Raw genomic sequence first — 26,294 nt, 5'->3', positions numbered from 1 at the left:
GATGCTAGGGACCTGCACCTGGCCGGATCAAGGTCTGGACCAGCTCTCCGGCCTGGGGTGCGTCCTGTGAAAATTGCCGGTTGGCACGGGCGGAACGGTGAACGCTCTGGTGTGGACGGTTCAACCGTGGAAGGTGATCGCCGCGGCGGAGGGGCAGTCGAAGCGGTCGGGGGTGGGTGTGAGCGCGCCGGTGTCCCGGGTCGCGCGCCAAGCGCGTGACGGTGCCCGAGTGCTGGTTGGCCACGAACAGCGACGTCTCCTCGGGGTCCAGCGCGAAGTGCCGGGGCCAGGTCCCACCGCTCGAGGTGGCGGCCTGGAACCCCAGCGCGCCGTCCTCCACGGCGAAGGTGGTGATGGTGTCGTCACCCCGGTTGGAGGCGTGGACGAACTTCCCGTCCCGCGAGACCGCGATCTCGGCGGGGAAGTTCTCCCCGGTCGCCTCAGGTGCGCGGCTGCTGATGACCTGCCCGGCGGTGAGGTTCCCGGCATCGGGGTCCCAGGCCAGCACCGTGATCGTCGAGTTCAGCTCCGCCAGCAGGTAGGCGGTGGTGCCCTCGAAGACCAGGTGCCGCGGGCCGGTGCCCGTGGGGAGCGTGAGCCGCTGGTGCTGGGTGAGTGGGCCACCGTCGAAGGCGTGCACGAACACCGAGTCGGCGCCGAGGTCGACCGCCACGACCCACCTCCCGCTGGGGTCGACGACCACCTGGTGCGCGTGCGGCTCGGCTCCGGGGTGCTGGACGAGCGCGGTCCGCTCGCCGATGCTCCCGTCCGGGTTGCGCTGGTGCGCGGCCACGGTGCCGTCCCCGTAGTGCGCGGTGAGCAGGAACTCCCCGCTCGGGTGCACTGACAGGTGGGTGGGCGAATCACCTCCGCTGGGCACGGTGCCGATCACGCGCGGCTCGTGCCCGCTCACGTCGATCGCGGTGATCGACCCCTGCGGCTGCTCGTTCGTCACGTGCAGGAACTGGTGGTCGGGCGACCAGGCGAAGAAGGAGGCGTCAGGGACGGGCAGCGTTGCGGTCGGCGTGAGCGCGCCGCTCGCGTCGCGCACCGCGACGTCCACACCCCGCCCGGCGGGCTGGGAACTGGTGTAGCTGCCGATGAAGGTCATCAGCCCCTGGTGCACCTGGTGGTCTCCGGCCGCGGCCGGCCGCCCGGTAGCGGTGGCGCAGCCGGCCGAGGACCCCGCGACCCCCAGCGCTCCCAGAGCGCTCAAGAAACCCCGACGCGGGAACGAACCAGCCACGACGTTCTCCCAGCTCGACGGCAGAGGAGCAGAAGTCTGCCGCAGCGAGCAGCGAGTGGACTAGACCACAACGGCGCAATCCCGCCCCGTCCAAAGGGGGGACCGCGCAGCGGCCAGTCCTGGGCAGGAACCTGCGAGGAGGAGAGCGCAGCCGCTCCGTGGAGGGCTGCTCCTGCGGCAGGCCGCTGCGCGGCGCCCCGGCGTGCTCACCACGGCACCTCTGGAGCGCCCGCGGCTGTTGGCCGCCTCCCCACGTCGGGGTCCGCGCGAAGTTCAGACGGGCCTGCGCGGTGTGGAGAGCCGGGCCAGCGCCTACGGCACCACCAGCGAGACGCCCACGGCCACCCCGAAGGCCACCAGCGACATCACCGTCTCCAGCACGGTCCAGCTCTTGAGCATGTCCTTCACGGGGATCCCGAAGTACCGCGAGATGATCCAGAAGCCGCCGTCGTTGACGTGCGAAGCGGTGATCGACCCGGCAGCGATCGCCACGGCCACCAGCGCGAGCTGCGGCTGGGACAGGCCCGCCGCCGCCACGAGCGGGGCCACGATCCCTCCGGTCGTCACGATCGCGACCGTCGCCGACCCCTGAGCGATCCGCAGACCGCTGCTGATCACGTACGCCGACACGATCAGCGGCAACCCCACGTCCTGCAGCGAACCGGCGAGCGCGTCGCCGACCCCGGTCTCGGCGAGCACCTTGCCGAAGAACCCACCGGCGCCCACCACGAGCAGCAGCATGCCCAGCGGGCGCAGCGCCGCGCTGGTCAGCTCGGACAGGTCCCGCGTGGTCATCCCGCGCCGGGTTCCCAGCAGCCAGAACGAGAGCAGCACGGCGATCGTCAGCGCGACCGTCGGGTTGCCGAAGAACGTCAGCACCGACAGGGCAGCGCTGCCTTCCGCCAGGGTGATGCTGCCGAAGGTACCCCCGAGGATCAGCACCATCGGCAGTCCGATGATCAGCGCCACCACGGCCAGCGAGGGGTCTCGCTGATCCGCGCGCTGGGCGGCGAGCTCGTCCGCGGCGGACAGCACGTCGGCGGGCACGGGCAGGTTGATCCGCTTGCCGATCCACACCGGGTACAGCAGTCCGGCCACGGCGAAGGCCGGGATGCCGCAGACCAGCCCCATCAGGATGATCCAGCCGAGGTCGACGCCGAGCAGGCCCGCGGCGACCACCGGCCCGGGGTGCGGGGGCAGGAACGCGTGCGTCATGGACAGCGCTGCGACCAGCGGCAAGCAGTAGAGCAGGATCGACCGCTTGCCCTCCCGGGCAACGACGTACACCAGCGGTGCGAGCACGAAGATGCCGATGTCGAAGAACACCGGGATGCCGAAGATCAGCCCGGACAGGCCCATCGCCAGCGGAGCGCGGTTCTCCCCGAAGGCCGTGAGCAGCTTGCGGGTCAGCATCTGCGCACCGCCGGAGACTTCCAGCATCGAGCCGAGGATCGTGCCGAGGCCGATGATGGCGGTGATGTGCCCGAGGATGCTTGCGAACCCGCCCTCCAGCAGCGAATTGCTGCTCTTCTGCGCAGTACCGACGATGTCCTCGACGGGCAGCCCGGCCGCCAGGGCGATGAGCAGACCGCTCACCAGCAACGCGATGAACGGTTCGATGCGGAAGCGGATGATCATCAGCAGCAGCACCGCGATCCCGGCTGCGCACAACGTGAGCAGCCCGGACGTCTCGTGCTGCAACCAGTCCAGGAACACGAGATCTCCTTTGAACTCTTGCAGGATGGGTTTGCGTGGCGGTGCGGGTAGCAGGAACCGGGGAGCGCAGTTGCTCTGCGCGCCGGTCCTGAGGCGCGACCGCGCGGCGTCGCGGCGTGCTCGGTGCGACGCCGCTCAGGGGCGTGCCGCGGTGCCGGGCGAGGCCCGCACCTGGAACAGCGGCTCCGCCGGGGTTCCGCTACTGGTTTCGGCTCCTGCGCAGGGCGCGGCCGGGCAGCGCGTCTGTGCGGCGCCCGTCCTCGATGACAGACACCCCGTTCACCGAGACGTGGGGGATGCCCACGGCTTGCTGCCGGGGCTCGTCGAAGGTGGCGGTGTCGCGGACGGTCTCGGGCTCGAACAGGACCAGGTCGGCCACGTGGCCTTCCCGGACGCGTCCGCGGTCGGTGAGCCCGAGCCTGTCGGCGGGGCGGGAGGTCATGTTCCGCACGCACTCCTCGAGCCCCAGCACGCCGAGTTCCCGGACGTAGTGCCCCAGGTAGCGCGGGAAGGTGCCCCACGCGCGGGGGTGCGGGCGCGCGCCGACCAGCAGTCCGTCGCTGCCCGCCGTGTGGGTGCGGTGGCGCATGATGGCCCGCACGTTGTCCTCGTGGCCGACGTGCATCAGGCAGGAGGCACCGAGCTGCTCACCGATCAGCACGTCGAAGTAGAACTCGGTGGGCTCCGCTCCTGCAGCTCGCGCGGATTCGGCGATGCTGCGGCCCACGAGGTGGGCGTGGTCGGCCTCGCGCACGCCGTTGACCTCGATGGTGCTCCAGTCGACGGGAACGCCGTGGCAGCCGTCGGAGCCCTCGACCTCCAGCACCTCGCGAATCCGCCTGCGTTGGGCAGGGTCTCGCAGCCGCTCCAGGGTCGCGGCGACCCCGCCGGCCATCGCCCAGCTCGGCAGCAGCGCGTGCAGCGAGGTGCTGCCGGGGAGGTACGGGTAGCTGTCGAGGGTGATGTCGCACCCGTCGTCGAGCGCAGCGTCGAGCATCGACAGCAGGTCGCCGGCGCGCCCGGCGTTCACGCCGAAGTTCATCGTCGCGTGCGCCAGGTGCAGCGAGCAGCCGGAGGCGCGGCAGACCTCGATCATCTCCTCGTAGGCGGCCAAGGCCCCGGCTCCGTAGCTGCGGTGGTGCGGGCTGTAGAAGCCGCCGTGCGCGGCCACCACCTCGCACAGCGCGGTCAGCTCCGCCGTGTCGGCGTACATCCCGGGCGTGTAGGTCAGCCCGGACGACATCCCGAACGCGCCTTGCGCGAGGGAATCGGCCAGGACCTCCCGCATCCGGTCGAGCTCGGCCTCGGTCACCGGCCGGTCCTCGTAACCCGCGCACAGCAGCCGCAGCGTGCCCTGCGGAACGAGGTAGGCGGCGTTGGTGGCGATGCCGGTGTCGAGCCGGTCGAGGTACTCGGAGACGCTGCGCCAGTTCCAGTCGAAACCCGCCGGATCGTCGTTCCACCCCGCCAGCTGGGTGCGCAGCGTGCCCAAGGTGGAGTCGTCGACGGGGGCGTAGGAGAGCCCGTCCTGACCGATGACCTCCAGCGTCACGCCTTGCGAGACCTTGGCGGTGTGGTCCGGTTCGGTCAGCAGCCGCAGGTCCGAGTGCGCGTGCATGTCCACGAACCCCGGCGCCAGCACGAGCCCGTCGGCGTCGATGCGTCGGCGGCCGCTCAGCGTTCCCGCGTCGGCGATCTCGGCGATGCGGCCCTCGGAGACACCGACGTCGGCGCGGTAACCCGGCCCGCCGTCACCATCGACGACCTGCGCGCCGCGAAAGATTAAGTCCACTGTGGATCTGTTCCTCCGGTCACATGCCGGGCATTTGGTCTGCACCGGGTGGCCGAATGGTATGTACCATTCCCGATGAACGCAATGGAGGTCGGCTTCCGCTGATTTTCCGCTCTACGAACGCAAAAAACCTTCGAGAGGACACCGACATGAGCAGGACCGTGGTCAGCACCGACGCCGCTCCGAAGCCGCCTGCGCACATCCCGCTGTCGCAGGGCGTGCGCAAGGGCAACATCCTGCAGGTCTCCGGCCAGACGGCGGTCGACCCGGCGACCGGGAAGGTCGTCGAGGGCGGTGTCGCCGAGCAGACCGAGCAGTGCCTGCGCAACGTCATCGCGATCATCGAATCCGAGGGCGGATCGCTGGAAGACGTGCTGATGCTGCGCGTCTACCTCACCGACACCTCGCAGTTCGCCGAGATGAACGAGGTCTACGCACGAGTCGTCGGCGAGCCGTTCCCGGCCCGCACGACCGTCTACGTCGGACTGCCGGCCGGTCTCCTCTGCGAGATCGACGCCCTCGCCGTCCTGGACTGAGCGCGCGCGGGTGGGAGTTCCGGCGGGAACTCCCACCCGCACCTCAGAAGTAGGTGCGGACGAGGTCGACGACCTCATCGCCCTCGACCACCGGGATGAGGGTCCACTTGTCCAGCACCGTGCACGGGTGGGACAGCCCGAAGCCGACCCAGTCGCCGACGCGCACGTCCGCTCCGGTGAGCGTGAGGAACGCGTGCTGGTCGGCCAGCCCCGACACGTGGCAGGAATCCGCGACCAGCGTCCGGATCTCGCCGTCGGAGCCCCGAACCACCTGGGGCTCCGGCAATCCCTGGTCGAACGACACGTCGCGGCGCCCCATCGTCAGCAGCGCCAGGTCCGCTTCGGGCTGCGACATCACCTGCGCCCAGATCCGCATCGCCGGCCGGAACGGCGATTCCGCGCCCGCCAGCCGGTGCTCCCGGCCGAACGGCGAGCGGACGCGGTAGAAACCGTCGTCGTGCAGCAGGTACCCGCCGCTGCGCAGCACCGGCACCACGGGCAGGCCTTCCGGCCACGGCCGGGTCAGCGCCTCGGCGACCTGGTCGAAGTAGGCGCTGCCGCCCGCGCTGACGATGACCTCGTCGAGCTGGTCGAAGTAGCCGGCTTCGCCGAACTCCACCACCAGAGCCCGGAACTCGTCGAGGTAGCCGTCGATCGCCGACAGCGACGAGGTCTCGACGTCGTGCGCGACCTCGCCCTCGTAACCCGACACGCCGACCAGCCGGAGCCGCGGCTCGGCGGCCACCGCTGCGGCGACCGCGCGCGCCTGCGACACCGTGCGCGCCCCGGTCCTCCCACCGGCGACGCCGAACTCCACCAGCACGTCCACCTGCCGCGTCCCGCCGTGCTCGGTCAGCGCGGCGGCCATCAGCTCCACACCGCGCAGCGAATCGGCGTAGCAGCAGAAGGAGAAGTCGGGGTCCGCGTCGAGCTCACGGGACAGCCAAGCCAGGCCCTGCGGGTCCACCAGCTCGTTGGCGAACAGGATCCGCTGCACGCCGAAGGCCCGGTACACCCGCAGCTGGCTGGTGGTCGCGGCGGTGATGCCCCACGCGCCGTGCTCCAGCTGCCGCTGGAACAGCTGCGGCGCCATCGTCGTCTTGCCGTGCGGTGCGAGCTTCAGCCCGTGCTCGTCGCACCAAGCCGCCATCGTGCGCAGGTTGTGCTCCACCGCCGCGGTGTCGAGGGTCAGCAGCGGGCCGACGAACCCGGCTTCGAACAGCTGCGGCCGCTGCGCGAGGAACTCGCCCGCCGTCGTGCCGAACGCGTTCGCGGGCATGCCCTTGAACCGCCAGTCGATGGTCTCGTCGCGCAGCGCGCGGACCGTTCCGGTGTTGATGCCCTCGGGCACGCCCTGCCTCCTGTGGACTGCATTGCACATGGTGCAATGGATGTTGCGCAACGAACGACACCGGTGTGTAGCATTGCGCGCTCCGTCGAGTCAACGAGGGAATGGAGACGCTGGTGAGTCAGAGCCTGGAACGCGGACTGGCCGCGCTCACCGCGCTGGCCGAAGGCCCGCAGACGCTCGACGGGCTCGCGCACCGCCTGGGCGTGCACAAGACGACCGCGATGCGGCTGCTGCGCACGCTGGAGTCCGGCCGCTTCGTCCGCCGCGAGGACGCGCACCGCTACCGCCTCGGCAGCGCGGTGTTCGCGCTGGCCCACCAGGCGCTCGACGACCTCGACGTGCGCGAGGTCGCCCGCCCGTTCCTGAACGGGCTGGGGGAGCGCAGCGGGCACACGGTCCACCTGGCGACCCTCGACGAGGACCAAGTCGTCTACATCGACAAGGTCGACAGCATCCACCCGGTGCGGATGTACTCGCGCATCGGGCGCCGCGCTCCGCTGCACTGCACAGCGGTGGGGAAGGTGCTGGTGGCAGACCTGTTGCAGCAGAAGCGCGAGCGCCTGGCCCACCGGATCTCGTACCCCAAGCTCACGCCGAACACGATCGACTCGCCCGGCCGCTACCTCACCGAGCTCGACCGCGTCCGCGCCCAGGGGTACGCGGTGGACCGCAGCGAGCACGAGGAGTTCACCCACTGCATCGCCGCCCCCGTGCAGAACCACCGCGGCGAGGCGGTCGCCGCGATGTCCCTCTCCGTGCCCAAGGTCCTCCTCTCCCTCGAGGACCTCCTGTCCTGGCTCCCGGACCTCCGCCGCACGGCCGAGCACATCTCCCGAGAACTGGGCCAACGCCAGTCCTGACCGCCCCGCAGCCCTCCCGCTTAGATCAAATTCCGCGAGGAGTTCGAAGCCGGAACGTCGGCCATGAACTTCGCGGGAAGTTCGGAAGCCGGAACGTCGGGGTCGAACCTCGCGCGAAGTTCGAACGCCATCTCCCCGGCCAGGGAAGACGCGCCGGACGGTCGGGATGCCCGGTGTGTCGGGTGCGAGGGGTGAGAGGACGACGCGTGCCCGCGCGGCTCCGGGGTGGTCTCAGGCCGCCGGCGGCAGTGATCACGTGACCGTTTGCAGGGGTCCGCAGGGGTGGGTCCTCGACGCCGCGGGGGCAGCTGGCGCCCCGCGCGGGAGGCCGGTTCGTGTTCCCCCTCGCCGCCCTGCGCGCCGCCCGCGCCTCGGGGAACCGCTGGCCGCGCTGCTGCTGGTGCGCCCCGGGGTGCTGCTGTGGGACGAGCCCCTGCGGGAGTGGAGTGGGAGTCGCTGGTGCCTCCTGCGGGCGGAAGATTCCGCTCCGCCTGAGCTGGAGGGAAGGCCGCCTGGGCCTGCTCGCCGAGCACGGCTTCTGCGGGGTACCGCGGACGTCCCTCCCCGTGGGAAAGGCGTCAGGCCCGCCGGGGCGGGAGTCGACGGACGTCGCTCCCGCTCGCGCGGCGGTGGGGTCAGTGGACCGGGCCCGTGTACTTCTCGCCGGGGCCTTGGCCCGGGGGGTCCGGGTGGGTGGAGGACTCGCGGAAGGCGCGCTGGAGGGACTGCAGACCCTCGCGCAGCGGACCGGCGTGCGGTCCCAGGTACTCCACCGACGACGTGATCAGACCGGCCAGAGCGGTGATCAGGCGGCGGGCCTCGTCGAGGTCGCGGACCGGGGCGTTGTCCGGCTCCTCCTCGGCGAGCCCGAGCTTCTCGGCGGCCGCGGACATCAGCATCACCGCAGCGCGGCTGATGACCTCGACGCTGGGAACATCCGAGAGGTCGCGTACGTTGAGGTCGACATCCGCGTCGTGTGCCTGCTCACTGGCACCGGTCGTGGTGTGCGGGGGAGTGGTTGGCTGCGGTTCGGTCACGACTGCTACCCTGACACGCACGACCAGCCCCCGCTGCGGCGGGGGCGGCAAAGTGGAGCCCCGCTCCCACCCGAGCAGCCGCCGAGGCCGCCGGGTTCCGGTCCTGTCGGCGTCCCCTGTGGCGTCGGTGGTGCGAACGGTATCGCTGATACCGGTTCGATCGGTTTGGAGTCAGGGTCCCGCGGTGTTCGCGCGAGCGAAGATCGGCGGGACCTTCGCATTCCGGGGTGAGCTCTACACGCCGTGGTGTGCAGTCAACGAAGCCATCGAACCGAGGAGGCCCCATCAGCTCCGACACGCGCATCAACGACCGCATCCGGGTTCCGGAAGTCCGACTCGTCGGACCCAACGGTGAGCAGGTCGGGATCGTCCGCATCGAGGACGCCCTGCGCCTGGCCCAGGAAGCGGATCTGGACCTTGTCGAGGTCGCCCCGCAGGCGCGCCCGCCGGTCTGCAAGCTCATGGACTACGGCAAGTTCAAGTACGAGAGCGCGCAGAAGGCTCGCGAATCGCGTCGCAACCAGCAGCAGACCGTCATCAAGGAGCAGAAGCTCCGGCCGAAGATCGACCCGCACGACTACGAGACGAAGAAGGGCCACGTGTCCCGCTTCCTCGGTCAGGGTCACAAGGTCAAGGTGACGATCATGTTCCGCGGGCGCGAGCAGTCGCGGCCCGAGTTGGGCTTCCGCCTGTTGCAGCGACTGGCCGATGACGTTTCCGAGCTCGGGTTCATCGAGGCGAACCCGAAGCAGGACGGTCGGAACATGATCATGGTTCTAGCGCCGCACAAGACCAACAAGACCAAGCCCAAGGCCAACGCGTAAAGCAACCGCCAGGGCTCGTGATGTGAGGCCGGGTCGGGACGTTCGTCGCCCCGCCCGGCTCCCGTACGGAAGAGGACGGAAGATGCCGAAGAACAAGACCCACAAGGGCACCTCGAAGCGCTTCAAGGTGACCGGTAAGGGCAAGCTGCGGCGCGAGCAGGCCGGTCGCCGGCACATCCTGGAGAAGAAGTCCAGCCGTGTCACCCGTCGCCTCGAGGGCACCGAAGCCGTCGCCAAGGCCGACGTCAAGCGCATCAACAAGCTGCTGGGTCGCTGACGCCGACTGCCCCGCTGCGCCCGTGAGGGAGCAGCAGTTCGGCATCGCAAGCCATCCAGCCACCCGCACAGGGCGGTCATCCCGCCGCCCCCGATGAGATAACAGGACGGACCCCGTGGCACGCGTCAAGCGGGCGGTCAACGCCCAGAAGAAGCGCCGCACAGTTCTCGAGTCGGCCCGTGGTTACCGCGGTCAGCGCTCCCGGCTGTACCGCAAGGCCAAGGAGCAGATGCTCCACTCGATGACCTACTCCTACCGGGACCGCCGCGCCCGCAAGGGTGAGTTCCGGAAGCTGTGGATCACCCGCATCAACGCCGCGACCCGGCAGCACGGCCTCAGCTACAACAAGTTCGTGCAGGGCCTGAAGGCCGCTGACGTCGAGGTCGACCGCAAGATCCTGGCGGAGCTCGCCGTCAACGACCCGCAGGCCTTCGAGGCGCTGGTCGACGTGGCGCGCAAGAACCTGCCGGAGAGTGCGGCCTGATCGCCGAACGCACTTCCGATCCGCGACCCGGGACCCCGCTCACCGAGCGATCGTCCCGGGTCGCGGTCGCTCGTAAGCTCACCCGCCGCGCAGGCCGGGAGAAGGCCGGCGCGTTCCTCGCCGAGGGCGCGCAGGCCGTGGGCGAGGCGCTGACCGCGCACGCCGACGACCGGCTGCGGGTGCGCGAGCTGTTCGTCACCGAGCAGCCGCGGCACGCCGAGCTCGCCGAGCGGGCCTCGCTCGCAGGCGTGCCGGTGCACCAGGTGACCGACAAGGCCGCGGCGTCGCTGTCGGAGACGGTCACACCGCAGGGCGTGGTCGCGGTGTGCGACCTGCCCCGCACCGAAACGGCGAGCGCTCTCGCCGGGCGGCCCTCGCTGGTCGCGGTGCTGGTCGGCATCGCCGACCCGGGCAACGCCGGGACCGTGGTGCGCGTCGCCGACGCCGCCGGGGCCGGAGCGGTGCTCTTCGCCGGGGACACCGTCGACGCCTACAACGGCAAGGCGGTGCGCGCCTCCACGGGCAGCCTGTTCCACCTGCCGGTGGCCCGGGACCGCGACGTCAGCGCGGCGCTGGCGGCGTGCCGGGAGGCCGGGTTGCGCCTGGTCGGCGCGGACGGCCACGCCACGGGCGACCTCGACACCGCCGACCGGGCGGGCGAGCTCGCCGAACCCACCGCGTGGGTGTTCGGCAGCGAGGCGCACGGCCTGTCCGAGGAGGTCACGGCGCAGTTGGACACCACCCTGCGGGTGCCGCTCTACGGGCAGGCCGAGAGCCTGAACCTGGCCACGGCGGCCGCCGTCTGCCTCTACGCCTCCGCCCGTGCCCAGCACCGCTGAGCTCGGGCGGAGCGGATCACCGCGAAACGCCGTGGACGCCGTCGCATAGAATTGCCCATGTCAGCTTGCGGCTTCGCACCGATGAGTCGTATGCAACCTCAGCAGGTTCGCAGGCCCAGCCACCTGGCAAGACAGGGACCTGGGCGGTGTCGCCTGCGGGATCAACGGGAGTCACGCACTAACGATGTCTGGAGCCAACGACTCGTACGACCCGAAAGAGGTCGCCGCGCTGTCGCCGGAGACGCTGGACGCCGCGGTCGAGGAGGCCGAGAAGGCGTTCGCCGCCGCCGCCGACCTGGACGAGCTGGCCGCGGTCAAGCCCGCCCACCTCGGTGACCGCTCGCCGCTGCTGACCGCGCGCCGCGAGATCGGCGCGCTGCCGCCCCAGGCCCGAGCCGATGCGGGCAAGCGCGTCAACCAGGCCCGCGAGGCCATCCAGGGCGCCTTCGACGAGCGCCGCGCCGTGCTGCAGGCCGAGCGCGACGAGCGCGTGCTGCGTGAGGAGTCGGTCGACGTCACGCTGCCCTGGGACCGCGTCCCCACCGGCGCCCGGCACCCGATCACCCAGCTCGCCGAGCAGATCGAGGACACCTTCGTGGCCATGGGCTGGGAGGTCGCCGAAGGCCCCGAGCTGGAGGCCGAGTGGTTCAACTTCGACGCGTTGAACTTCGGCAAGGACCACCCGGCGCGCACCATGCAGGACACCTTCTACGTGGCGCCGGAGGACTCCGGGCTGGTGCTCCGCACGCACACCTCACCGTCGCAGGTCCGCGCGCTGCTCAGCCGCGACCTGCCGGTGTACGTGGTGTGCCCGGGCCGCACCTTCCGCACCGACGAGCTCGACGCCACCCACACCCCGGTGTTCCACCAGGTCGAGGGGCTGGCGGTCGACAAGGGCCTGACCATGGCGCACCTGAAGGGCACCCTGGACGCCTTCGCCCGCTCGATGTTCGGCCCGGACTCCACGACCCGGCTGCGGCCCTCCTACTTCCCGTTCACCGAGCCGTCCGCCGAGATGGACATCTGGTTCCCGGAGAAGAAGGGCGGCGCCGGCTGGGTCGAGTGGGGCGGCTGCGGCATGGTCAACCCCAACGTGCTGCGCGCCTGCGGCGTCGACCCCGAGGTCTACACCGGCTTCGCCTTCGGCATGGGCCTGGAGCGCACCCTGATGTTCCGCAACGGCATCCCGGACATGCGCGACATGGTCGAAGGCGACATCCGCTTCACCCAGCCGTACGGCATCTGACAGGTCTCCCGATGGTTGTTCCGCGCAGCGGTGCAGGTCGCGAGCGTCGGCTCAGCGGCTCCGCCTCGATGACACCCATCACGACCGTCCCCGACATCATCCACCTGAACGAGAGAAGGGCCTGACCAAGTGCGGATTCCGGTTTCCTGGCTGGCCGAGCACCTCGAGCTGCCCGAGGAGACGACCGCGGAGACGCTGGCAGAGGCGTTCATCCGGATCGGGTTGGAGGTCGAGGAGGTCGAGCACCTGACACAGGTGCGCGGCCCGCTCGTGGCCGGCCGCGTCGCCGAGATCGAAGAGCTCACCGAGTTCAAGAAGCCGATCCGGTACTGCAAGGTCGAGATCGGCGCCTCCGAGGACGGCGAGCAGAAGCTGCAGAACATCATCTGCGGTGCCCGCAACTTCTCCGAGGGCGACCTCGTCGTCGTCGCACTGCCCGGCACGGTGCTGCCCGGTGAGTTCGAGATCAGCTCGCGCAAGACCTACGGCAGGCTCAGCGAGGGCATGATCTGCTCCGCCAAGGAGCTCGGGCTCGGCGAGGACCACGAGGGCATCCTGGTGCTGCCGCCCGGGTCGGCCGACCCCGGTGACGACGCGGTGGAGCTGGTCGGGCTCGACGACTCGATCATCGAGCTGGCCATCACGCCCGACCGCGGCTACTGCTTCTCGGTGCGCGGGCTGGCCCGCGAGCTGTCCAACGCCTTCGAGGTGCCGTTCGGCGACCCGGGCACGCGCCCGGTGCCGGAGGACGACAAGCCCTCCCGCGGTGTCGAGCTGCGCGACGCGCAGGCCTGCTCGCGGTTCGTGCTGCGCCGCGTCACCGGCGTGGACCCGACGGCGCCGAGCCCGTGGTGGATGCGCCGGCGCCTGGCGCTGGCCGGCATCCGCTCGATCTCCCTGTCGGTGGACGTCACCAACTACGTGATGCTGGAGCTGGGACAGCCGCTGCACGCCTTCGACGCGACGAAGGTGTCCGGCGACCTGGTGGTCCGCCACGCCGAGAGCGGCGAGAAGCTCACCACGCTCGACGGGCAGGTCCGCGAGCTCGACCCCGACGACATCGTCATCGCCGACGACTCCGGCGTGGTGTCGCTGGCGGGCGTCATGGGTGGTGAGAGCACCGAGATCGGTGACGGCACGCACGACGTGCTGATCGAGGCGGCGAACTGGGACCCGGCGAACATCGCCCGCACCATCCGCCGCCACAAGCTGCCCAGCGAGGCCGGCAAGCGCTTCGAGCGCACGGTGGACCCGGCCATCGCGCCGGTGGCCGCCGAGCTGGCCGCGGGCCTGCTGGTCCGCTACGGCGACGGCAAGATCGCGCCCGGGCGCACCGACGTCGGCGAGCCGAAGGCCCCGGCGCCGGTGACGATGCCGCTGGCGCTGCCGGACAAGGTCGCCGGTGTCTCCTACGAGCGCGGTGTGACCGCCCGTCGGCTGACCCAGATCGGCTGCAAGATCGACCTGAGCACCTCCGACGACGGCGTGGGCCTGATCACCGCGACCCCGCCGAGCTGGCGGCCGGACCTGTCGCAGCCCTTCGACCTGGTCGAGGAGGTGCTGCGGCTGGAGGGCTACCACACGATCCCGTCGGTGCTGCCCGCCGCGCCGCCCGGCGGCGGCCTCACTGCCGCTCAGCGCCGCAAGCGCGCGGTCTCGCGCGCCCTGGCCGGTGCCGGTTTCGTCGAGGTGCTGCCGTTCCCGTTCACCGGCGAGGAGACCTGGGACGCCTTCGGCCTCGCCGAGGACGACGAGCGCCGCCGCACGATGACCGTGCTGAACGCTCTCGAGAGCGACAAGTCGCAGCTGACCACGACCCTGCTGACGGGGCTGCTGGACACCTTGCAGCGCAACGTCTCCCGCGGCCACCGCGACGTCGCGCTGTTCCACCTCGGGCAGGTCTTCCAGCCCTCGGCGGACCAGCCCCCGGTGCCGGAGGTCGGTGTCGACGGACGGCCGACCGACGAGGAGATCGCCGGGCTCGAGGCGGCGCTGCCCGCGCAGCCCACGCGGGTCGCGGCCGTGCTGGCCGGCCAGCGCGAGCAGGCCGGTTGGTGGGGCAAGGGCCGTGCCGCCGGGTGGGCCGACGCGATCCAGGCGGCTCGGGTCGTGGCCTCGACCGCCGGTGTGGAGCTGGCGGTTCGCAACGTCGAGCACGCCCCGTGGCACCCGGGCCGCTGCGCCGAGCTCCGGGTCGGCGAGACGGTCGTGGGCCACGCCGGTGAGCTGCACCCGAAGGTCGTCGAAGCGCTGGGCCTGCCCAAGCGCACCAGCGCGATGGAGCTGAACCTCGACGCGCTGCCGCTGGTCGAGCGCCGTGCCGCCCCGCAGATCTCGGCGTACCCGCCGGTGCTGGTGGACGTGGCGCTGGTCGTCGACGAGTCGGTCGCGGCCGCCGACGTGGTCGAGGCGGTCCGCGCGGGCGGTGGTGAGCTGCTGGAGGACGTCCGCCTCTTCGACGTCTACGCCGGCGAGCAGCTGGAGGAGGGCAAGAAGTCGCTGGCCTTGGCCCTGCGCTTCCGCGCCCCCGACCGCACCCTCAAGCAGGAGGAGGCCACCGAGGCCCGCGACGCGGCGGTGCGGTCCGCCGCCGAGCGCCTCGGAGCCACCCTCCGCGGCTGACACCGCGAAGAACGGCCCCGCTCCGAGTTTTGGAGCGGGGCCGTTCTCGTCGGTTCAGTGGTTGCGGGGGAGGTGCTTGGCGGTGAACTCCTCCGCGGTGAGACCCATGATGACCAGGTGGAGCATGCCGTCGGAGAGGGAGTCCGGCTCGCTGGCGCGGCCTTCTTCCCGGAAGCCGAGCTTGTGGTGCAGCGCGAGGGACGCGACGTTCTCCTGGTAGATGCCGACCTGGCACTTGCCGAACCGGCGGCGGCCGAACATCACGGCGAGCAGCGTGATGATCGCGTCGTCGGCGTAGCCGCAGCGGCGGTGCATCGGGCCGATGCCCACGCCGTAGCTGAAAACGCCTGGCTCGTCGGCCTTGCTGATGCACATCGAACCGACGAGGACCTGGTCCCGGCGGGTTTCGATGGCCAGCTGGAAGTCGTCCGGCGAATCCACGTGGTTGGCGCGGTGCGCGGCCCAGTGCCGGTACCCGTCGGTCTGCACGTACGGCGCACGGGTGGGGTCCTGGTCGAAACCGGCCAGGGTGCGCCGGTCGGCGGCGGCGACGCGGCGCAGCAGAACCTGCCGACCGACCCAGGACGACGTCGTGATCGGCGCCGCGCCGTGGCGGGCTCCCAAGTCCGGGTGCGGCGGGATCATCGTCATCGATCTCGATGATGCCTCCCGGGACAGATCGAATCCACAGGGGGGTCCACGTGCTGTGACCCCGTGCAAGCGCTGTGAAACCTGCATGACGGCCGGGTTGCGCTGCGTCAACGCCGGGGTCCGGAAGATCGCCGACCAGGGTGCTCCGACGGAGTGGTGGACGGCGGTCGATCGCGTCCGGTGGTGGCGGGCTACTCACCGAGGGCGCGCAACGCTTCGCGTCGCGACAGCGGGGACAACTCGTGCTGCGCGACGAAGTCGCGGACCCAGTCCGGATCGGTCTTGGCGTGCTCGCGCAGCGCCCAGCCGATCGCCTTGCGCAGGAAGAAGTCCTGGTCGGTGAGGTTGGTTACGACGGCGCGGCGCAGCAGTGCGACGTCGGTGCGGTCCTTCGCGCGCAGCTGGGCGATGATCGACGTGCGGCGGCGCCAGCGGTCCTCGTCGCCGGCCCAGCGCAGCAGCAGCGGGCGCACGACGTCCGGGTGGCTCAGGAGCAGGGGCCCGATGCGTCGGCTCGCGGTTTCGTCGACGAAGTCCCACCACGCTCCGGTGACCACGAACTCCTCGTAGAGCTCGAGCATCCCGGGGTCCTGGAGCTTCCGCTGCGCGCGGTGACCGGTCACCGACAGCGCGACGTAGCGCTCCTCCCGGTGGGTGGCACCGCGCCAGAGCGCCCGCGCGGACTCGACCAGCTCCTCCTGCGTGGCGAACCGGAACCGCGAGCACAGCTCGTCGACGATCCGCACCCGCGCGGGCTTGCGCACGCCGAGGAACGGCATCGCCGACTTCATGTACCGCTGCATGGCGGGGGCGTCCTCCGGAACGGCTTGCTCCCGGAGCGACGTCAACGCCGCCTCGCAGAACTCCGAGACCTCGCTCACCTCGCCGATGCTGCCACCGGCGCCCGACACCTCTGCTCGCGGGGACCCGGTGGTGAGCCTCAGCACGACATCACAGGGTCTCCTGGGGGTGTGGCGTGGGAAACTGGGCGGGCCCCCGGAGAACTCGTTTGATTGATTTTGCACAGCAGTGCATAATCATCCGCATGACGGTGAGGGTTGCTGTAGCGGGTGCCAGCGGCTACGCGGGCGGAGAACTGCTCCGCCTGCTGCTCGCGCACCCGGAAGTCGAGATCGGTGCGCTCACGGCAGGGGGCAACGCGGGCAGCCGGCTCGGCCAGCACCACCCCCAGCTGCTGCCGCTGGCCGACCGCGAGCTCGGGGAGACGACCGCCGAGCAGCTCCGCGGTCACGACGTCGTCTTCCTCGCGCTGCCGCACGGCCACTCCGCGGCGATCGCCGCCGAGCTCGGCGACGACGTCGTGGTCGTCGACTGCGGCGCCGACCACCGGCTCAACGACCCCGAGGCGTGGACCCGCTGGTACGGCGGCGACCACCCCGGCACCTGGCCCTACGGCGTGCCCGAACTGCCCGGGGCGCGCGAGCGCCTGCGCAGCAGCAAGCGCATCGCCGTCGCGGGCTGCTTCCCGACCGTGTCGTCGCTGGCCGTCGTGCCCGCGCTGGCCGCGGGCATCGTCGAACCCGAGGTCGTGATCACCGCGGTCACCGGCACCTCCGGCGCAGGACGCGCGCTCAAGCCGCACCTGCTCTCCGCCGAGGTCATGGGCTCGGCCAGCGTCTACGGCGTCGGCGGCGCCCACCGGCACACGCCGGAGATGATCCAGAACCTCAGCGCTGCAGCGGGGGAGCAGGTCGCGGTCTCCTTCACACCCGTGCTGGCCCCGATGGCCCGCGGCATCCTCGCCACCTGCTCGGCACCTCTGCGCGGCGACGTCGACGCCTCCGCCGCCGGCGAGGTCTACCTCGACGCCTATGGCGACGAGCCGTTCGTGCACGTCCTGCCCGAAGGGGTGTGGCCGCAGACCTCGGCGACGCTCGGCGCCAACACCGTCCACCTGCAGGTCACCGTCGACCCGGACGCCGGCCGGCTGGTCGTGGTCGGAGCCGAGGACAACCTCACCAAGGGCACCGCGGGCGGCGCCGTGCAGTGCATGAACCTCGCCCTCGGCCTGCCCGAGACCACCGGACTGCCCACCGCCGGCATCGCGCCGTGAAGCCCGCCACCGAAACCGAGGAGAAGACATGAGCGTGACCGGTCCCGCCGGTTTCCGGGCGGCGGGGGTCGCCGCAGGCATCAAGGCAGCGGGCGCGCGCGATCTCGCACTCGTGGTCAACGACGGTCCGCAGCAGTCGGCGGCGGGCGTGTTCACCACCAACAAGGTCAAAGCCGCGCCGGTGCTCTGGTCCCAGCAGGTGCTGCAGGAGCGCACGCTGCGCGCGATCGTGCTCAACTCCGGCTGCGCCAACGCCTGCACCGGCCCCGGCGGTTTCCAGGACACCCACGCCACCGCGGAGAAGGTCGCCGACGTGCTCGGCGTCGGGGCGATCGAGGTCGCGGTCTGCTCGACCGGCCTGATCGGGGAGCGGCTGCCGATGGACGCGCTGCTGCCCGGCGTCGACGCCGCCGCCAAGGCGCTCGACACCGGTGAGCAGCCCGGGCTGGACGCCGCCACCGCCGTGCTCACCACCGACAGCAAGGCCAAGCAGGCCCACCGCGCGCACAGCGGCGGCTGGTCGATCGGCGGCTTCGCCAAGGGCGCGGGCATGCTCGCGCCCAACATGGCCACCATGCTCAGCGTCATCACCACCGACGTGGCGATCAGCGGTGCCGACCTCGACCAGGCGCTGCGCGCGGCCACCCGGGTCACCTTCGACCGGCTCGACGTCGACGGCGGCACCTCCACCAACGACACCGTGCTGGTGATGGCCTCCGGCGCCTCGGGCGTCGAGGCCTCCCCGGAGGAGTTCACGGCGCTGCTCACCGAGGTCTGCCAGGACCTGGTGCGCCAGCTGCAGGACGACGCCGAGGGCGCCACCAAGACCATCGACGTCATCGTGCGCGGAGCCGCCAGCGAGGCCGACGCGGTGACCATCGGCCGGATCGTCGCCGAGGACAACCTGGTCGGGACCGCCATGTTCGGCTCGGACCCGAACTGGGGCCGCATCGCGATGGCGCTGGGCCGCGCGGACGCCGAGATCGACGTGGACCGCGTCGCGATCGCCACCAACGGGGTCACGCTCTACGCCGACGGCGCGACCGCCCGCGACCGCAGCGAGGCCGACCTGTCCGGGCGGCACATCGAGATCGTCATCGACCTGCACCTCGGTTCGCACGCCGCGACGATCCTGACCACCGACCTCTCCCACGACTACGTCGAAGAGAACAGCGCGTACTCCTCATGACCAGTGACACCAGCGATCGGCTGGCCACCGCGGCCGAGAAGGCCAGCGTCCTCGTCGAAGCACTCCCGTGGCTGCAGCGCTTCAACGGCGCCACGGTCGTCATCAAGTACGGCGGCAACGCCATGGTCGACGACGAGCTCAAGGTCGCGTTCGCGCAGGACATGGTGTTCCTGCGGCTCGCGGGCCTGCGCCCGGTCGTGGTGCACGGCGGCGGACCGCAGATCACCTCGATGCTCGACCGGCTCGGCATGGAGGGCGAGTTCCGGGGCGGCCTGCGGGTCACCTCGCCGGAGACCATGGACGTCGTGCGGATGGTGCTGGTCGGGCAGGTCGGACGCGAGCTCGTCGGCCTGATCAACCAGCACGGTCCCTTCGCGGTCGGCATGTCCGGCGAAGACGCGGGGTTGTTCACCGCGGCTCGCCGCACCGCCACGGTGGACGGCGAACCGGTGGACGTGGGCCTGGTGGGTGACGTCGTGGACGTGAACCCGGAGGCCGTGCTGGACCTGATCAACGCGGGCCGCATCCCCGTGGTGTCCACAGTGGCGCCCGACTCCGACGGTGTGGTGCACAACGTCAACGCCGACACCGCCGCCGGTGCCCTGGCCGTCGCGCTGGGCGCCGAGAAGCTCGTGGTGCTCACCGACGTCGAAGGTCTCTACACCAACTGGCCGGACAAGTCGTCCCTGATCAGCAGGCTCGACGTGGACCAGCTCGCAGAACTGCTGCCGGGCCTGGCCTCGGGGATGGTGCCGAAGATGGAGGCGTGCCTGCGCGCCGTCCGCGGTGGGGTGCCGCGAGCGCACGTCATCGACGGGCGGCTCGCGCACTCCGTGCTGCTCGAGGTCTTCACCAGTGCCGGAGTGGGAACGATGGTGTTCCCCGTCGACACGGAGGACGCATGAGCCGCACCCGCGCGTGCGGCGCTCAGCACGGCCGATCGGGCGCAGGAGTCCCGCAAGATACGGAGGACGCATGACCACCAACGCCACCGGGACGCAGCGCTGGCAGGCGTCGATGATGGACAACTACGGCACCCCGAAGCTGACCTTCGTCAGCGGCTCCGGTGCCGAGCTCACCGACGCCGACGGCAAGACCTACCTGGACTTCGTCAGCGGCATCGCGGTCAACGCACTCGGCCACGCCCACCCGGCGGTCGTGCGCGCGGTGACCGAGCAGGTCTCGACGCTCGGGCACGTCTCGAACCTCTACGTGCACGAGCGCGGTCTCACGCTGGCCGAGCGATTGCTGGACCTCGCCGGCGCCACCGGCCAGGGGCGCGTGCTGTTCTGCAACTCCGGCGCCGAGGCCAACGAGGCCGCCTTCAAGATCGCCCGCCTCACCGGCAGGTCCAAGATCGTGTCGACCCACGGCGGCTTCCACGGGCGCACCATGGGCGCGCTCGCGCTGACCGGTCAGCCCGCCAAGCAGGAGCCGTTCGCGCCGATGCCCGCCGGCGTGGTGCACGTGCCCTACGGGGACGTCGCCGCGTTGGAGTCCGAAGTGGACGACACCACCGCCGCGGTGTTCCTGGAGCCGGTCCAGGGCGAGAACGGCGTCGTCGTGCCGCCGGAGGGCTACCTGCGCGCCGCGCGCGAGATCGCCACCCGCAACGGCGCGCTGCTGGTCGTCGACGAGGTGCAGACCGGGATCGGCCGGACCGGATCGTGGTTCGCCTTCCAGCGCGAGGGCATCACGCCCGACGTGATCACGCTCGCCAAGGGCCTCGGCGGTGGTCTGCCGATCGGAGCCTGCATCGGCATCGGGGCCGCCGCCGACCTGCTGCACCCCGGTCAGCACGGCACGACCTTCGGCGGCAACCCGGTCGTGTGCGCGGCGGCGCTGGCGGTGCTCGACACGATCGTCTCCGAAGGGCTCCTCGACCACGTCGAGAAGGTCGGTGCGGAACTGGCCCAGGGCGTGCAGGCGCTCGGGCACCCGCTGGTGCGTGAAGTGCGGGGTGCGGGCCTGCTCCTCGCCATCGGCCTCACCGAGCCCGTCTCGGCCAAGGTCGCCGCCGCGGCCCAGGAACGCGGCTACCTGGTCAACCCCATCCAGCCGGACGCCATCCGGCTGTGCCCGCCGCTGGTCGTGCGCGGTGAGCAGGTGCAGCGACTGCTCACCGACCTCCCCGAACTCCTGTCCGCTGCCAAGGAGAACTGAGATGTCCCGGCACTTCCTCCGCGATGACGACCTCACGCCCGCCGAGCAGGCGGAGGTCCTCGACCTCGCCGACGAGCTCAAGGCCGACCCGCTCGGGTCCGACGCGCTCCAGGGCAAGTCCATCGCGGTGCTCTTCGAGAAGAACTCGACCCGCACCCGGCTGTCCTTCGAGGTCGGCATCCACCAGCTCGGTGGCCAGCCGATCGTGGTGGACGGGCGGATGATGCAGCTCGGCCGCGAGGAGACCATCGAGGACACCTCGCGCGTGCTGTCCCGCTACGTCGACGCCGTGGTGTGGCGGACCTTCGCCCAGGCGCGCATCGACGCCATGGCCTCGGTGGCGCGCGGGCCGGTGATCAACGCGCTCACCGACGAGTTCCACCCCTGCCAGGTGCTGGCCGACCTGCAGACCATCCGCGAGCGCTACGGTGAGCTCGCCGGGCTGACCCTGACCTACCTCGGCGACGGGGCCAACAACATGGCCCACTCGCTGCTGGTCGGCGGGGCCACCGCAGGCATGCACGTCCGCATCGGCGCGCCCGAAGGCTTCCGCCCGGTGGAGTGGGTGCTGGAAGCGGCCCGCAAGCGCGCGGCCGAGACCGGTGGTTCCGTCGAGCTGCACACGACTCCGCAGGGCTCCGTCGAAGGCGCGGACGTGCTGGTCACCGACGCGTGGACGTCGATGGGGCAGGAGAACGACGGCAAGGACCGGGTCAGCCCGTTCCGCCCGTACCAGGTCAACAGCGAGCTGCTGGCCGCCACCGGCAAACCCGGCACCAGCGTGCTGCACTGCCTGCCCGCGCACCGCGGCCTGGAGATCACCGACGAGGTCATCGACGGACCCGCCAGCGCGGTGTTCGACGAGGCCGAGAACCGGCTGCACGCGCAGAAGGCACTGCTGGCCTGGCTGGTGCGGCAGTCATGAGCACGACCCGGGTGGCGCGTCAGGCGCGCATCGTCGAACTCGTGTCCTCGATGGACATCCGGAGTCAGACCGAGCTGGCCAAGTTGCTCGCCGACTCCGGCATCGAGGTCACGCAGGCCACGCTGTCCCGGGACCTCGACGAGCTCGGCGCCGTGAAGCTGCGCGGCCCGGACGGCGGGGCGGCGGTCTACGTCATCCCGGAGGACGGCAGCCCGGTACGCGGTGTCCAGGGCGGCACGTCGCGGCTGAGCAGGCTGCTGGGCGAACTGCTCGCCGGGGCCGACGGCTCCGGCAACCTCACGGTGCTGCGCACACCGCCGGGAGCGGCCCAGTTCCTGGCCAGCGCCATCGACCGCGCCGCCCTGCCCGAGGTCGTGGGCTCGATAGCGGGCGACGACACCGTCATGATCGTCGCCCGCGAGCCGCTGACCGGCAAGGAGCTCGCCGAGCGCTTCACCGCGATGGCAGCCGGCGGCATCGAACCCGAGGATGAGGACTGACGGCGGTTCCGGACCGCCGGCACGAGGACCCACGGGTGGTCTCGCGGAGGACCTCCCAGACACCAACCGAGAGAGCACCGAGGAACCGAACGTGACGCAGCAAGGCAGTGAGCCCACCAAGCTCTGGGGCGGTCGCTTCGCCTCCGGCCCGGCCGAGGCGATGGCGGCGCTGAGCCTGTCGACGCACTTCGACTGGCGGCTGGCGCCCTACGACATCGCCGGGTCGCGCGCCCACGCCCGCGTCCTGCACCGCGCCGGCCTGCTGACCGAGGACGAGCTCGACGCCATGCTCGCCGGGCTCGACACCCTCGCCGCCGACGTCGAATCCGGGGCCTTCACCCCGGTCATCGACGACGAGGACGTGCACACCGCCCTGGAGCGCGGCCTGCTGGAACGGGTCGGCGCCGACCTCGGCGGCAAGCTGCGCGCCGGTCGTTCCCGCAACGACCAGGTCGCGACCCTGTTCCGGATGTGGCTGCGCGACGCCGCCCGGCGCATCGCCGCGGGCGTCCTGGACGTCGTGGACTCGCTCGTGGCGCAGGCCGCCGCGCACCCGAACGCGGTGCTGCCGGGCCGCACCCACCTGCAGCACGCGCAGCCCGTGCTGCTCGCGCACCACCTCCTCGCGCACTGCCAGGCCCTGCTGCGCGACGTCTCGCGCCTCCGCGACTGGGACGAGCGCACCGCCTACTCGCCCTACGGTTCCGGTGCGCTCGCCGGTTCCTCGCTGAGCCTGGACCCGCAGGCCATCGCCGCCGACCTGGGCTTCCGCGGCGCCACCGACAACTCCATCGACGGCACCGCGGCCCGCGACTTCGCCGCCGAGGCGGCGTTCTGCCTGGCCATGGTGGGTGTCAACCTCTCCCGGATCGCCGAAGAGGTCATCATCTGGAACACCGCCGAGTTCGGCTACATCACGCTCGACGACGCCTGGGCCACCGGCAGCTCGATCATGCCGCAGAAGAAGAACCCCGACGTCGCCGAACTCGCCCGCGGCAAGTCGGGTCGCCTGATCGGCAACCTCTCCGGACTGCTGAGCACGCTCAAGGCCCTGCCGCTGGCCTACAACCGCGACCTGCAGGAGGACAAGGAGCCGGTCTTCGACTCCGTCGAGCACCTGGAACTGCTGCTGCCCGCGATGAGCGGCATGCTCGGCACCCTCACCTTCCACACCGAGCGGATGGCCGAACTCGCCCCAGCCGGTTTCACCCTCGCCACCGACATCGCCGAATGGCTGGTGCGCCAGGGGGTTCCGTTCCGCGTCGCGCACGAGGCGTCGGGGGAGTGCGTGCGCACCGCCGAGGAGCGCGGCGTCGGCCTGGACGAGCTCACCGACGAGGAGCTGGCCGCGGCGAACCCCGCGCTGACCCCGCAGGTCCGCGAGGTGCTGACGGTCTCCGGCTCCATCGAGTCCCGCGACTCCCACGGCGGCACCGCGCCGGCCCGCGTCGCCGAGCAGCGCGAGCGGGTGGTCGCGGCCGTGGCCGAGCACCGGGGGTGGCTGTCGGTTTGATCGCGAGCGCATCGCGCCCGGTAGGGTGCTGAGCGTGGACCTGGTGACGCGCGAGGAGCTGGCACGCGACCCGTTGTGGGTCGCGCGCCGGTTGCTGGGCTGCGAACTGCGGTCCAGCAGCCCGGAGGGCGACGTCGGGGTGCGCCTGGTCGAGGTCGAGGCCTACCGGGGCACCGACGACCCGGCCTCGCACTGCTACCGCGGCCGGACCGAGCGCAACTCCGTGATGTTCGGCCCGGCCGGGCACCTCTACGTCTACTTCGTCTACGGGATGCACTTCTGCATCAACGTGGTCTGCCTCACCGACGGGGTGCCCGGCGCGGTGCTGCTGCGCGCCGGGGAGATCACCACCGGGGGTGAGCTCGCCCGCAGCCGCAAGCCTGCGGCCCGCAAGGACTCCCAGCTGGCCAGCGGTCCGGCCCGGCTCGCCGGGGTGCTGGGCATCACGCGCGAGCACAACGGTCTCGACCTGACCGCCCCGGGTTCTCCGGTGCGCCTCTACAACGGCAGCGAGGTCGCCGAGGACGACATCCGGAGCGGTCCCCGCGTCGGTGTCGCCGCCGCGATGGACCTCCCGTGGCGGTCGTGGGTCGACGGTTCCGAGGCCGTCAGCGCCTACCGGCGTGGCGGGCGTCGCCGCACTCGAGCCCGGGCGTGAACCTGTTCGTGGGGATGCGCGAAACTGGACGGCGTGAGTGAGCACATCCTTGACGAGCTGGCCTGGCGCGGACTGATCGCGCAATCCACCGACCTCGACGCGCTGCGACGAGACCTCGACACGGGTCCGCTCACTCTTTACGCCGGCTTCGACCCGACCGCGCCGAGCCTGCACGCGGGTCACCTGATCCCGATGCTGACGCTGCGCCGCTTCCAGCAGGCCGGTCACCGGCCGGTGGTCCTGGCCGGCGGCGCGACCGGTCTGATCGGCGATCCCCGCGACGTCGGCGAGCGCAACCTGCACGACGAGGCCACCATCGCCGAGTGGACCGGGCAGATCCGCGACCAGCTGTCCGCGTTCGTCGACTTCGACGACTCGCCGACCGGCGCGATCATGGTGAACAACGCCGACTGGACCGCCAACCTGTCGGTCACCGCGTTCCTGCGCGAGGTCGGCAAGCACTTCTCGGTGAACACGATGCTGGCCCGGGAGACGGTCAAGCGCCGGCTGGAGACCGACGGCATCTCCTACACGGAGTTCAGCTACATGCTCCTGCAGGCCAACGACTTCGTGCAGCTCCACCGCCAGCACGGCGCGCTGCTGCAGCTGGGCGGGTCGGACCAGTGGGGCAACATCATCGCCGGCGTCGACCTGATCAGGAAGCAGGAGGGGGCCTCCGCGCACGCGCTGACGCTGCCGCTGGTCACCGACTCCGAGGGTCGCAAGTTCGGCAAGTCCACGGGTGGCGGGAACGTCTGGCTCGACCCGTCCCTGACCTCGCCCTACGCCTGGTACCAGTACTTCGTGAACTCCGCGGACGCCGACGTGCCCCGCTACCTGCGGCTGTTCACCTTCCTCGACCGGGAGGAGATCGAGGAACTGGAGAAGACGACGGCCGAACGCCCGCAGTTGCGCGCCGGTCAGAAGCGGCTCGCCGAGGAGCTGACCACCCTCGTGCACGGCGAGGACCAGACCCGCAAGGTGATCGCCGCCAGCCAGGCCCTGTTCGGCCGGGGTGAGCTCGCCGACCTCGACGAGCAGACGCTGGAGTCGGCGATGGCCGCCGTGCCGAGGGCTGAGCTGCGTTCCGCGGACGGCCCGACGATCGTCGACCTGCTCGTCGACACCGGTCTCGTCACCGGCAAGGGCGCGGCCCGCCGCACCATCAAGGAGGGTGGCGCGTACGTCAACAACGTCAAGATCGCCGACGAGGAGTGGGTTCCGAGCCGGGAAGACCTGCTGCACGGGCGCTGGCTCGTCGTCCGCCGCGGCAAGCGCAGCACCGCGGGTGCCAAGATCCTGAGCTGAGCCGTGCTCCGGGGCGCTGACCTGCGATTTCGCGCCCCGGAGCGGCCAAAGCACCCCCCGGTTTGACCCCGTCGGAGCGGACCGTGTAACTTTTTACGGGTCAGCGCGACACGGGCCGGGCAAACCGGGCCGGGCCTGACGCGGGGTTGCGAACCAAGCTCCTGCCTCCGGGTGGTAGAGTGGGCGCTCCGAACGGGAAACCGAGGAAGTGCGACGAGCCGAACGGCTCGGGGATGCGGACGCGGTTTTCCACCTGAACTTCATTGAAAACAGTGCTTGGTGGCTGCCGGGCAGAAGAGTGAGCCGACTTCTCGACGGCGACCGGGTGGGGTGACCCCCCGGTGAACGCGAGGAAGCGGGCCTGCTACTCTGGACGACAGCGAAAAGCGCGAACGAGGAAATGACTCCCCGGATCCGGCATCCCTGAAGTGGGGTGTGGTGATGGTGTGGGTGTGTTCTTTGAGAACTCAACAGCGGACTGTT

General features: G+C 71.1%; 24 protein-coding genes. 17 read left to right on the top strand and 7 right to left on the bottom strand.

The features are described from left to right. Positions 1-4: 4 nt before the first annotated feature. From EIL87_RS09335 to EIL87_RS09325, 3 genes are all read right to left on the bottom strand, one after another. A complete protein-coding gene (locus tag EIL87_RS09335; RefSeq protein ID WP_125089816.1) occupies positions 5-1,246 on the bottom strand; it encodes a lactonase family protein in 1,242 nt (413 codons plus the stop codon). 312 nt (positions 1,247-1,558) lie between these two features. Further along, the gene (locus tag EIL87_RS09330; protein ID WP_233576130.1) at positions 1,559-2,962 is read right to left on the bottom strand and encodes a GntP family permease; all 1,404 of its coding nucleotides are present in this window, start codon (positions 2,960-2,962) and stop codon (positions 1,559-1,561) included. A 199-nt stretch (positions 2,963-3,161) separates the two neighbouring features. Then, the gene (locus tag EIL87_RS09325) at positions 3,162-4,754 is read right to left on the bottom strand and encodes an N-acyl-D-amino-acid deacylase family protein (RefSeq protein WP_125089815.1); all 1,593 of its coding nucleotides are present in this window, start codon (positions 4,752-4,754) and stop codon (positions 3,162-3,164) included. Positions 4,755-4,903: 149 nt separating this feature from the next. Between EIL87_RS09325 and EIL87_RS09320 the strand changes: the two genes are divergently transcribed. Then, positions 4,904-5,290, top strand: coding sequence for a RidA family protein (locus EIL87_RS09320; protein WP_125089814.1), 387 nt, complete (start codon positions 4,904-4,906; stop codon positions 5,288-5,290). 43 nt (positions 5,291-5,333) lie between these two features. On the opposite strand, the gene EIL87_RS09315 is transcribed toward EIL87_RS09320, so the two are convergent. Continuing rightward, a complete protein-coding gene (locus EIL87_RS09315; RefSeq protein ID WP_233576149.1) occupies positions 5,334-6,569 on the bottom strand; it encodes an amino acid deaminase in 1,236 nt (411 codons plus the stop codon). Between the two features lie 185 nt (positions 6,570-6,754). Here EIL87_RS09315 and EIL87_RS09310 point away from each other — a divergent pair, with 185 nt between their 5' ends. After that, positions 6,755-7,501: an IclR family transcriptional regulator gene (locus EIL87_RS09310; RefSeq protein ID WP_125089812.1), complete on the top strand. Its 747-nt coding sequence runs from the start codon at positions 6,755-6,757 to the stop codon at positions 7,499-7,501. Between the two features lie 635 nt (positions 7,502-8,136). On the opposite strand, the gene EIL87_RS09305 is transcribed toward EIL87_RS09310, so the two are convergent. After that, on the bottom strand, positions 8,137-8,538 hold the full coding sequence (locus EIL87_RS09305) for a DUF1844 domain-containing protein (protein WP_125089811.1): 402 nt from the start codon (positions 8,536-8,538) through the stop codon (positions 8,137-8,139). A gap of 248 nt (positions 8,539-8,786) precedes the next feature. Here EIL87_RS09305 and infC point away from each other — a divergent pair, with 248 nt between their 5' ends. From infC to pheT, 6 genes are all read left to right on the top strand, one after another. Further along, entirely contained in the window at positions 8,787-9,362 is a 576-nt protein-coding gene (gene infC, locus EIL87_RS09300; RefSeq protein ID WP_199740333.1) for a translation initiation factor IF-3, read from the top strand. 82 nt (positions 9,363-9,444) lie between these two features. Further along, positions 9,445-9,639 carry a 50S ribosomal protein L35 gene (gene rpmI, locus EIL87_RS09295; protein WP_125089809.1) on the top strand — a complete coding sequence of 65 codons (195 nt, stop codon included), beginning with the start codon at positions 9,445-9,447 and terminating at the stop codon, positions 9,637-9,639. 115 nt (positions 9,640-9,754) lie between these two features. Further along, positions 9,755-10,123 carry a 50S ribosomal protein L20 gene (gene rplT, locus EIL87_RS09290; RefSeq protein WP_125089808.1) on the top strand — a complete coding sequence of 123 codons (369 nt, stop codon included), beginning with the start codon at positions 9,755-9,757 and terminating at the stop codon, positions 10,121-10,123. Next, the gene (locus tag EIL87_RS09285; protein WP_125089807.1) at positions 10,123-10,962 is read left to right on the top strand and encodes a TrmH family RNA methyltransferase; all 840 of its coding nucleotides are present in this window, start codon (positions 10,123-10,125) and stop codon (positions 10,960-10,962) included. The genes rplT and EIL87_RS09285 overlap by 1 nt, the downstream gene beginning before the upstream one ends. 184 nt (positions 10,963-11,146) lie before the next feature. Further along, positions 11,147-12,208: a phenylalanine--tRNA ligase subunit alpha gene (gene pheS, locus EIL87_RS09280; RefSeq protein WP_125089806.1), complete on the top strand. Its 1,062-nt coding sequence runs from the start codon at positions 11,147-11,149 to the stop codon at positions 12,206-12,208. Between the two features lie 129 nt (positions 12,209-12,337). Then, positions 12,338-14,830, top strand: a complete 2,493-nt coding sequence (gene pheT, locus EIL87_RS09275) for a phenylalanine--tRNA ligase subunit beta (protein ID WP_125089805.1) — start codon at positions 12,338-12,340, stop codon at positions 14,828-14,830. Between the two features lie 54 nt (positions 14,831-14,884). On the opposite strand, the gene EIL87_RS09270 is transcribed toward pheT, so the two are convergent. Beyond that, a complete protein-coding gene (locus EIL87_RS09270) occupies positions 14,885-15,481 on the bottom strand; it encodes a GNAT family N-acetyltransferase (protein WP_233576128.1) in 597 nt (198 codons plus the stop codon). Between the two features lie 191 nt (positions 15,482-15,672). Continuing rightward, positions 15,673-16,362 (bottom strand): DNA alkylation repair protein, encoded by a 690-nt coding sequence (locus tag EIL87_RS09265; protein ID WP_125089804.1) that lies wholly within the window; start codon positions 16,360-16,362, stop codon positions 15,673-15,675. A gap of 164 nt (positions 16,363-16,526) precedes the next feature. Here EIL87_RS09265 and argC point away from each other — a divergent pair, with 164 nt between their 5' ends. The 9 genes from argC to tyrS all read left to right on the top strand — a co-directional run bounded on the left by argC (position 16,527) and on the right by tyrS (position 25,811). Beyond that, on the top strand, positions 16,527-17,555 hold the full coding sequence (gene argC, locus EIL87_RS09260; protein ID WP_125089803.1) for an N-acetyl-gamma-glutamyl-phosphate reductase: 1,029 nt from the start codon (positions 16,527-16,529) through the stop codon (positions 17,553-17,555). 28 nt (positions 17,556-17,583) lie between these two features. Beyond that, positions 17,584-18,744 carry a bifunctional glutamate N-acetyltransferase/amino-acid acetyltransferase ArgJ gene (argJ, locus tag EIL87_RS09255; protein WP_125089802.1) on the top strand — a complete coding sequence of 387 codons (1,161 nt, stop codon included), beginning with the start codon at positions 17,584-17,586 and terminating at the stop codon, positions 18,742-18,744. Then, positions 18,741-19,649: an acetylglutamate kinase gene (gene argB, locus EIL87_RS09250; protein ID WP_125089801.1), complete on the top strand. Its 909-nt coding sequence runs from the start codon at positions 18,741-18,743 to the stop codon at positions 19,647-19,649. The genes argJ and argB overlap by 4 nt, the downstream gene beginning before the upstream one ends. A 70-nt stretch (positions 19,650-19,719) precedes the next feature. Beyond that, entirely contained in the window at positions 19,720-20,907 is a 1,188-nt protein-coding gene (locus tag EIL87_RS09245; protein ID WP_125089800.1) for an acetylornithine transaminase, read from the top strand. A gap of 1 nt (position 20,908) precedes the next feature. Next, positions 20,909-21,832, top strand: a complete 924-nt coding sequence (argF, locus tag EIL87_RS09240; RefSeq protein WP_125089799.1) for an ornithine carbamoyltransferase — start codon at positions 20,909-20,911, stop codon at positions 21,830-21,832. Continuing rightward, complete coding sequence (locus tag EIL87_RS09235) at positions 21,829-22,332, top strand: arginine repressor (RefSeq protein ID WP_125089798.1); 504 nt, start codon at positions 21,829-21,831, stop codon at positions 22,330-22,332. The genes argF and EIL87_RS09235 overlap by 4 nt, the downstream gene beginning before the upstream one ends. A gap of 160 nt (positions 22,333-22,492) precedes the next feature. Then, entirely contained in the window at positions 22,493-23,845 is a 1,353-nt protein-coding gene (gene argH, locus EIL87_RS09230) for an argininosuccinate lyase (RefSeq protein ID WP_233576148.1), read from the top strand. 43 nt (positions 23,846-23,888) lie between these two features. After that, on the top strand, positions 23,889-24,503 hold the full coding sequence (locus tag EIL87_RS09225; RefSeq protein WP_407690530.1) for a DNA-3-methyladenine glycosylase: 615 nt from the start codon (positions 23,889-23,891) through the stop codon (positions 24,501-24,503). Between the two features lie 33 nt (positions 24,504-24,536). Continuing rightward, positions 24,537-25,811: a tyrosine--tRNA ligase gene (gene tyrS / locus EIL87_RS09220; RefSeq protein ID WP_125089795.1), complete on the top strand. Its 1,275-nt coding sequence runs from the start codon at positions 24,537-24,539 to the stop codon at positions 25,809-25,811. Positions 25,812-26,294: the final 483 nt, after the last annotated feature.

Source organism: Saccharopolyspora rhizosphaerae, from assembly GCF_003931915.1.
Lineage (GTDB): Bacteria > Actinomycetota > Actinomycetes > Mycobacteriales > Pseudonocardiaceae > Saccharopolyspora > Saccharopolyspora rhizosphaerae.
The sequence above is the reverse complement of the archived record's forward strand: the minus strand, read 5'-3'. Positions and strand labels throughout refer to the sequence as shown.